Below are 7,489 nucleotides of genomic sequence, written 5' to 3' on the forward strand. Positions count from 1 at the left end.
CTATCCAGCCCCGGGCACCACGAAGGGCCCCGTCCGAACACCGGACGAGGCCCTTCTGTGGCGTGGCGAAGCAGTGATCAGTGGTGGCCGTGGCCGCTCGTGATCTCCCGGTACTCCTCGGCGGTGGGCTTGGGGATCTGGGCCCCCTCGCCGTAGTAGGACTCGCTGAGCTTGGCGCGCAGCTTCTCGGAGCCCTTCACCTTGCGCTCGACACCGTTCTCGTCGGTCGTCGGACCGATCTCGGCCGGCTGGTACTGCTCGTGCGCGGTGAGCGTGTACATCTGCTCCTGGCTGAGCGGCTCGTGCACCTCGATGAACTCACCGTGCGGCAGGCGCTTGATGATGCCCGACTCGCGGCCGTGCAGCACCTTCTCCTTGTCCCGGCGCTGCAGGCCGAGGCAGATGCGCTTGGTGACGATGAAGGCGACGACCGGTCCGAGGAAGAACCCGATCCGGACGAACCAGGTGACCGAGTTGATCGACAGATGGAAGTGCGTGGCGACGATGTCGTTGCCGCCGCCGATCAGCATGATGATGTAGCCGGTGATCCAGGCGACACCCACACCGGTGCGGGTCGGGGCGTTGCGCGGCCGGTCCAGGATGTGGTGCTCGCGCTTGTCCCCGGTGACCCACGACTCGATGAACGGGTAGAGGGCGATGATCCCGAGGAAGACACCGAAGAGCACCAGCGGGATGAACACGCCCAGGACGAGCGTGTGGCCCCAGAAGTTGACCTCCCAGCCCGGCATCGCACGGATCAGACCCTCGGCGAAGCCCATGTACCAGTCGGGCTGGGCACCGGTCGACACCTGGTCGGGACGGTAGGGGCCCAGGACCCAGATCGGGTTGATCGTCGCGATGCCGGCGAGGGCCGAGATGACACCGAAGACCAGGAAGAAGAAGCCTCCGGCCTTGGCCATGTAGACCGGCAGCAGCGGCATGCCGACGACGTTCTTGTTGGTCCGTCCGGGACCCGCGAACTGGGTGTGCTTGTGGTAGAAGACCAGGATCAGGTGGCCGACCACGAGCCCGAGCATGATGCCCGGCAGCAGCAGGATGTGGATCGAGTAGAACCGGGCGACGAAGTCGGTGCCCGGGAACTCCCCGCCGAACAGGAACATCGAGATGTACGTGCCCACGATCGGCACGGACAGGATCGCGCCCTGCGTGAAGCGGACACCGGTGCCGGAGAGCAGGTCGTCCGGGAGCGAGTAGCCGGTGAAGCCGGTGAACATGCCCAGGACGAACAGCAGGAAGCCGAACATCCAGTTGATCTCGCGCGGCTTGCGGAACGCGCCGGTGAAGAAGACGCGCATCATGTGCACGAACATGCCGGCGAGGAAGATGATCGCCGCCCAGTGGTGGATCTGCCGGATCAGCAGACCGCCGCGGACGTCGAAGCTGATGTCCAGGGTGGAGGCGAACGCCTCCGACATCAGCTGCCCCTGCAGCGGGACGTAACTGCCGTGGTACTCCACCTCGTTCATCGACGGGTGGAAGAACAGCGTCAGATACACACCCGTGAGGATGATGATGATGAAGCTGTAGAGGCAGATCTCACCCAGCATGAAGGACCAGTGGTCCGGGAAGATCTTGCGCATGTTGGCCTTGGCCAGGGAGTAGATCCCGAGGCGGCCGTCGGCCCAGTCGGCGACCCGCTCACCCGCGGGCGCCTTGCGGCGTTCTTGTGCAGTGCTCATCCGCGCTCCCAGAAAGCAGGGCCGACGGGCTCTTCGAAGTCGCCGAGCGCCTCGAGGTAGCCCTCGTCGTTCACGCCGATGCGGAGCTGCGGCAGGGCGTGACCAGCGGGACCGAAGATCACTCGGGCACCGTCGGAGAGGTCGAAGGTGGACTGGTGGCAGGGGCAGAGCACGTGGTGCGTCTGCTGCTCGTACAGGGAGATCGGGCAACCGACGTGGGTGCAGATCTTCGAGTACGCGACGATGCCCTCGTGCGACCACTCGAGTTCGCGCTTGTCCTTGATGTTCTCCGGCTGGATCCGGACGATCATCAGGGCGGCCTTGGCGATCTCGTTCTGGAACTCGTGGTCGTGCTCCTCCAGGCCCTCGGGCTTGGCGAAGGTGAGCGAGCCGACCGCGACGTCCGAGGGACGCAGCGGCTCGTCCGTGTTCATGTTGACGAGCAGCTTGCCCTTGGACCACAGCGTGTGGCGGAGCTTGGTGCCGGGCAGCGGGCCGAGGTCGCGCAGCAGCACGACGCCGGAGAGCGGCACCAGCGTGAGCGCGCCGAGCATGGTGTTGCGGATCAGCTTGCGGCGGCCGAGCGCGGACTCCTTGGCGCCCTGCTTGAAGTCCGCGAAGACCTTCTCGCGGACCTCGGGCGTCGCCGCGATCGCGTGCCGCTCGTCGGCGACCTCCACGTCGGACATCAGGGTGCGCGCCCAGTGGACGGCGCCCGCGCCGATGCAGAACAGCGCGATGCCGAGCGTCATGCCCAGCGCGAAGTTCAGCGCGCTGATGTGACCCAGCGGGAAGATGAAGACCGACTTGTCGACCGGGATCGCCACGAACGCGGCGATGAAGGCGACGGTGGCCAGCATCGACACCGTGAACAGCAGGGCGACCGAACGCTCGGACCGCTTGGCGGCCCGCTCGTCGACGTCCTGGACCCGGTGCTCGTGGGGAGGCAGGCCCGGGTCGGCGAACGGGTGCTTGTCGTCCGGGACGCTGACCGCGTCGTGCCCGTGCTCGTCACGTCCCGCGTGCTCGGCGGGCAGGTTCTCTTCTGGAATGTCTTGGCTACTCATGACTTCTTGGCCTTTGCGGTCCGGGCGGCGACCCACACGGCGACGGCGATCAGTCCGCCGAGACCGAAGATCCAGCCGAACAGGCCCTCGCTGACCGGCCCGAGGCCGCCGAGCTCGAGGCCGCCGGGGCTCTCGGTCTTGTCGCTGTTGACCGCGTCGAGGTAAGCGATGATGTCCTTCTTGTTCTTCTCCGACAGCGTGGTGTCGGGGAAGGACGGCATGTTCTGCGGGCCGGTCTGCATGGCCTCGTAGAGGTGCTTCGCGGAGACGCCCTCGAGGGTCGGCGCGTACTTGCCGTGTGTCAGCGCACCGCCCTTGCCGGTGAAGTTGTGGCACTGCGCGCAGTTGGTGCGGAACAGCTCACCGCCCTTGGCGATGTCGGCGCCCTCGGGGCCGTACTGCTCCTCCGTCGGGACGGACGGACCGGCGCCCAGCGAGGCGATGTACGCCGCGAGCTGGTCGATCTCGGCCTGCGAGTAGATGTTCTTCTTCGCCGGGACCTGCGGGCCCTGCGAGGTGGCGGCCGGCATACGGCCCGTGCCCACCTGGAAGTCGACGGCCGCGGCGCCCACACCCACCAGGCTCGGCCCGTCGGAGGTGCCCTGACCGCCGGTGCCGTGGCAACTGGCGCAACCGACCGAGTAGAGCTTCTTGCCCTCCTCGATGGTGAGGGACTGGGCGGTTTCGTCGGCCTTCGCCGGGCTCGTCGGTGCGAACACGGCATACAGCCCCCCGGTGCATGCCAGCGCGAGGAGTAGGACGACGAGCGCCGCCAGCGGGTGGCGTCGTCGTGCGGAGAGCTTTTTCACGGATTACCCCGGTGTCAGGATCTTCTGCGTCGATGCTTCTGGGATGCGCGCTTCATGGAGCACGCGTGGATGCGGGCCCTGCTACTTGATCATGTAGATCGTGGCGAAGAGGCCGATCCAGACGACATCGACGAAGTGCCAGTAGTAGGACACGACGATCGCGGCGGTCGCCTGCTCATGGGTGAACCTGCTGGCGGCGTAGGTCCGGCCGAGGACCAGCAGGAAGGCGATGAGACCGCCCGTCACGTGCAGGCCGTGGAAGCCGGTGGTCAGGTAGAACACCGAGCCGTAGGGGTCGGAGGACAGGGACAGGCCCGCCTCCTTGACCAGCTCCGTGTACTCGAGGACCTGACCGCCGATGAAGATCGCACCCATCACGAAGGTGACGATGAACCACATCCGGAGCTTCTTCACATCACCGCGCTCGGCGGCGAAGACGCCGAGCTGGCAGGTGAGGGAAGAGAGCACCAGGATGGTGGTGTTCGCCGCCGAGAACGGGAAGTTGAGATGGTCGGCCATCTCCTTCCAGTGATCGGGACCCGTCACCGATCGCAGGGTGAAGTACATCGCGAAGAGGGCCGCGAAGAACATCAGCTCGGAACTCAACCAGATGATGGTTCCGACGCTGGTGAGGTTCGGCCGGTTGACCGACGGGTGCGCGTGCCCGGTTTCTGCTGTCGTTGCTGTCGCCACGACCGACATTATGTCGGTCGCTTATCCCGCCCTCACTCCGGGGGGTGCCGTTCGGAGTGTCTCTGCCTGTCGTACCGGTGTTGACGTGGTGTTCAAGGGAGTAGCATCCCGCCCATCGGGCCTGTCCTTACGACGCTGACGTCACGGAGGAACAATGCAGCCGACCGCCACGGTGCTGGTCTACAGCGACGACTCCAACACCCGCGAGCAGGTGCGGCTCGCCACGGGACGGCGGCCGGCGCCGGACGTCCCCGTGGTGGAGTTCCTGGAGTGCGCGACTCCGGCCGCGGTGCTCAAGGAGCTGGACGGGGGTGGGATCGATGTCTGTGTGCTGGACGGTGAGGCCGTGCCGATGGGGGGCATGGGGCTCTGCCGGCAGATCAAGGACGAGGTGTTCGACTGCCCGCCGGTGCTGCTGCTGATCGGGCGGCCGCAGGACGCGTGGCTGGCGACCTGGAGTCGTGCGGAGTCGGCTGTGACCCTGCCGGTGGAGCCGGTGGAGTTCGCGGCCGCGTTGGCTTCTCTGCTGCGGGAGAAGAAGGCTTTGAACGCCTAGGAGCTCGGTTCGACCGGTTGTGTGGCGGCTGCGGGTGCGTGGGGGGTGTTCGCGCAGTTCCCCGCGCCCCTGAGGCGTCTAGACGCTCTGAGGACGTAGGCGGGCGCTGTCCGCTGCCGCGGGCCCCTCTGGGGTGCCGCCGAGGAGGGCGCTGCCCGTGCGCCACTTCGTCCAGTCGAGGTTCCAGTCGCCGAAGCCGTTGCCGAAGGGGGCCATGGTGTCGCCGCCGGAGTTGACGACCTTGACGATGTCGCCCTCGCGTACGGTGTCGTAGAACCACGCGGCGTTCTCGGTGCTCATGCCCGTGCAGCCGTGGCTGACGTTGGCGGCTCCCTGGGAGCCGACCGACCAGGGGGCGGCGTGGACGTACTCGCCGCTGTTGGTGACGCGGACGGAGTGGTGGACGATCAGGTCGTAGAAGTCCGAGGCGCCGATGCTGGCGCTGGTCATGCGGACGGTGCCTTCCTTGGCCAGGACGACCTTGACGCCGTTGCGGGTGTCGTAGCCCGGCATACCCGTGGTCACCGGTATCTGGCGGATGATCTCGTCGTTCTTGTAGACCGTCATCTGGTGGGCCGAGGCGTCCGTGACGGCTATGAGCTTGTCGGCGGTGCTGATCGTCAGCGGCTTGGCCTTGCCGCCGCCCCACAAGCGGTCGCCGATCTTGATGCCCTCCAGGTTGCTGCGGACCTGGACGGTGGCCTGTGCGGGCCAGTAGTCCTTCGGGCGGTAGTGGAGCTTCTTGTCGTCCACCCAGTGCCAGGCGCCGTCCACCGCGGGCATGGAGGAGACCTTGAGCGCGCGTTCGACGACGGCTCGCTGGGCCCTGTCCTTGACGGGCCGGCTCAGCTCTGCGGTGACGGGCTGGCCGACGCCGTAGGTGCCCGCCTTGGGGCCGAAGGCGACGTCCAGGCGCTTCTTGGTGGTGGGCTTGCCGGTGTCGAAGCTGAGGACCTTGCGGCCGGGCGCCCCGTCCTCGTCCTCGGTGCTCACCCGGACGGTGTAGTCGGCGTTGGCGGCGAGCGGTGCTGTGCTGTGCCAGCGGCTGCCGTCGGCGGCGAGTTCGCCCGCCAGGTAGCGTCCGGCGGCGTCGTAGGCCGTGACGTCCGTGATGCGCCCGTCGGAGTCCTCGGCGACCACTTCCAGGGGCTTGTCCGGGTCGGCCTTCTCACGGCCCTCGGAGGGGCCGTTGAAGGAGATCTGGTCCGCCGCGTCGTAGGGGCGGTGCGAGAGCGGATTGCCGTCCGAGCCGCAGGCCGTGACGCCCGCGCAGAGGGCGATCACCAGCAGCGTGCAACTGACGACGGTGCGGGGCCGGGATATCGCTGTGTGGCTCATGACCTCACGCTAGGAAGACCCGTCAACGGCGGCACGCCGAGAGACTCGTACGAGTGACACATATTGCGGCAGAAAGACGGCAGAAAGCAGGGGCCCGGACACTCCTCTCGGAGTGTCCGGGCCCCTGAAGCGCTCAGCGCGTATTACTGGGTGCGGTTCTCACCGCGGTAGTACTCGAAGACCCAGCCCCAGATGCCGATCAGGACGATCGGCAGCGAGAAGTACAGCAGCCACCAGCCGATGGCGACCGACAGGAAGGCCAGGGCGCCGCCGATGGCCAGCGAGAGCGGCTGCCAGCTGTGCGGGCTGAAGAACCCGACCTCGCCGGCGTCGTCCGCGACGTCCGCCTCCTTGTTGTCCTGCGCGCCCACGTCGACCCGCTTGGCCGTGAAGCCGAGGTAGAAGCCGATCATGATGCACAGGCCGAAGGTCAGGAAGAGGGCCGTGGTGCCGGCCGGCTCCTTCGACCACACGCCATAGACGACCGCCATGACGAGGACGAAGAAGCTCAGCCACATGAACATCTTGCCCTGGATCTTCACTTGCCGGCCTCCTTGCCGCCGGCGAGGGCCTTCTCGCCGTGCCCCGCGTTCTCGAGCTGGTCGAGAGCGGCGATCTCCGGGTGGTGCAGGTCGAACGCCGGGGATTCACTGCGGATCCGCGGCATGGTGATGAAGTTGTGCCGCGGCGGCGGGCAGGAGGTGGCCCACTCCAGGGAGCGGCCGTAGCCCCACGGGTCGTCGACCTCGACCGGCTTGCCGTACTTGGCCGTCTTCCACACGTTGTAGAAGAACGGCAGGATCGACATGCCGAGCAGGAACGAGCTGATCGTCGAGATCGTGTTCAGCGCGGTGAAGCCGTCGGCCGCGAGGTAGTCCGCGTAACGACGCGGCATGCCCTCGGCACCCAGCCAGTGCTGGACCAGGAACGTGCCGTGGAAGCCGATGAACAGCGTCCAGAAGGTGATCTTGCCGAGGCGCTCGTCCAGCATCTTGCCGGTCCACTTCGGCCACCAGAAGTGGAAGCCGGAGAACATCGCGAAGACCACGGTGCCGAAGACGACGTAGTGGAAGTGCGCCACCACGAAGTACGAGTCGGAGACGTGGAAGTCCATCGGCGGCGAGGCCAGGATGACGCCGGTCAGACCACCGAAGGTGAAGGTGATCAGGAAGCCGGTCGCCCAGAGCATCGGTGTCTCGAAGGACAACGAGCCCTTCCACATGGTGCCGATCCAGTTGAAGAACTTCACACCGGTCGGGACCGCGATGAGGAAGGTCATGAAGGAGAAGAACGGCAGCAGCACACCGCCGGTGACGTACATGTGGT

Annotated in this window: 8 protein-coding genes; 1 reads left to right on the forward strand and 7 read right to left on the reverse strand. The window is 66.8% G+C overall.

All coding sequences use genetic code 11. From position 1 onward, the window contains the following. Positions 1-77: 77 nt before the first annotated feature. The 4 genes from qcrB to ctaE all read right to left on the reverse strand — a co-directional run bounded on the left by qcrB (position 78) and on the right by ctaE (position 4,278). Entirely contained in the window at positions 78-1,700 is a 1,623-nt protein-coding gene (qcrB, locus tag ACZ58V_RS28145; RefSeq protein WP_468193616.1) for a cytochrome bc1 complex cytochrome b subunit, read from the reverse strand. Next, entirely contained in the window at positions 1,697-2,767 is a 1,071-nt protein-coding gene (gene qcrA, locus ACZ58V_RS28150; protein WP_468193619.1) for a cytochrome bc1 complex Rieske iron-sulfur subunit, read from the reverse strand. Before qcrA ends, qcrB begins: the two co-directional genes overlap by 4 nt. Next, positions 2,764-3,576, reverse strand: a complete 813-nt coding sequence (gene qcrC / locus ACZ58V_RS28155) for a cytochrome bc1 complex diheme cytochrome c subunit (RefSeq protein WP_184596416.1) — start codon at positions 3,574-3,576, stop codon at positions 2,764-2,766. Before qcrC ends, qcrA begins: the two co-directional genes overlap by 4 nt. Before the next feature lie 81 nt (positions 3,577-3,657). Beyond that, entirely contained in the window at positions 3,658-4,278 is a 621-nt protein-coding gene (gene ctaE, locus ACZ58V_RS28160) for an aa3-type cytochrome oxidase subunit III (protein WP_399020800.1), read from the reverse strand. A gap of 145 nt (positions 4,279-4,423) precedes the next feature. On the opposite strand from ctaE, the gene ACZ58V_RS28165 reads away from it, so the two are divergent. After that, positions 4,424-4,825: a response regulator gene (locus ACZ58V_RS28165; RefSeq protein ID WP_471293295.1), complete on the forward strand. Its 402-nt coding sequence runs from the start codon at positions 4,424-4,426 to the stop codon at positions 4,823-4,825. 78 nt (positions 4,826-4,903) lie between these two features. On the opposite strand, the gene ACZ58V_RS28170 is transcribed toward ACZ58V_RS28165, so the two are convergent. The 3 genes from ACZ58V_RS28170 to ACZ58V_RS28180 all read right to left on the reverse strand — a co-directional run. Then, complete coding sequence (locus tag ACZ58V_RS28170) at positions 4,904-6,163, reverse strand: L,D-transpeptidase (RefSeq protein ID WP_471293297.1); 1,260 nt, start codon at positions 6,161-6,163, stop codon at positions 4,904-4,906. Between the two features lie 143 nt (positions 6,164-6,306). Next, positions 6,307-6,705, reverse strand: a complete 399-nt coding sequence (locus ACZ58V_RS28175; RefSeq protein WP_382834031.1) for a cytochrome c oxidase subunit 4 — start codon at positions 6,703-6,705, stop codon at positions 6,307-6,309. Beyond that, positions 6,702-7,489, reverse strand: a 788-nt coding sequence (locus ACZ58V_RS28180; RefSeq protein WP_471293300.1) for a cytochrome c oxidase subunit I, incomplete at its 5' end; no start/stop codon positions are given. The genes ACZ58V_RS28175 and ACZ58V_RS28180, both read right to left, overlap by 4 nt.

It is taken from the genome of Streptomyces sp. NPDC040589 (assembly GCF_055594445.1).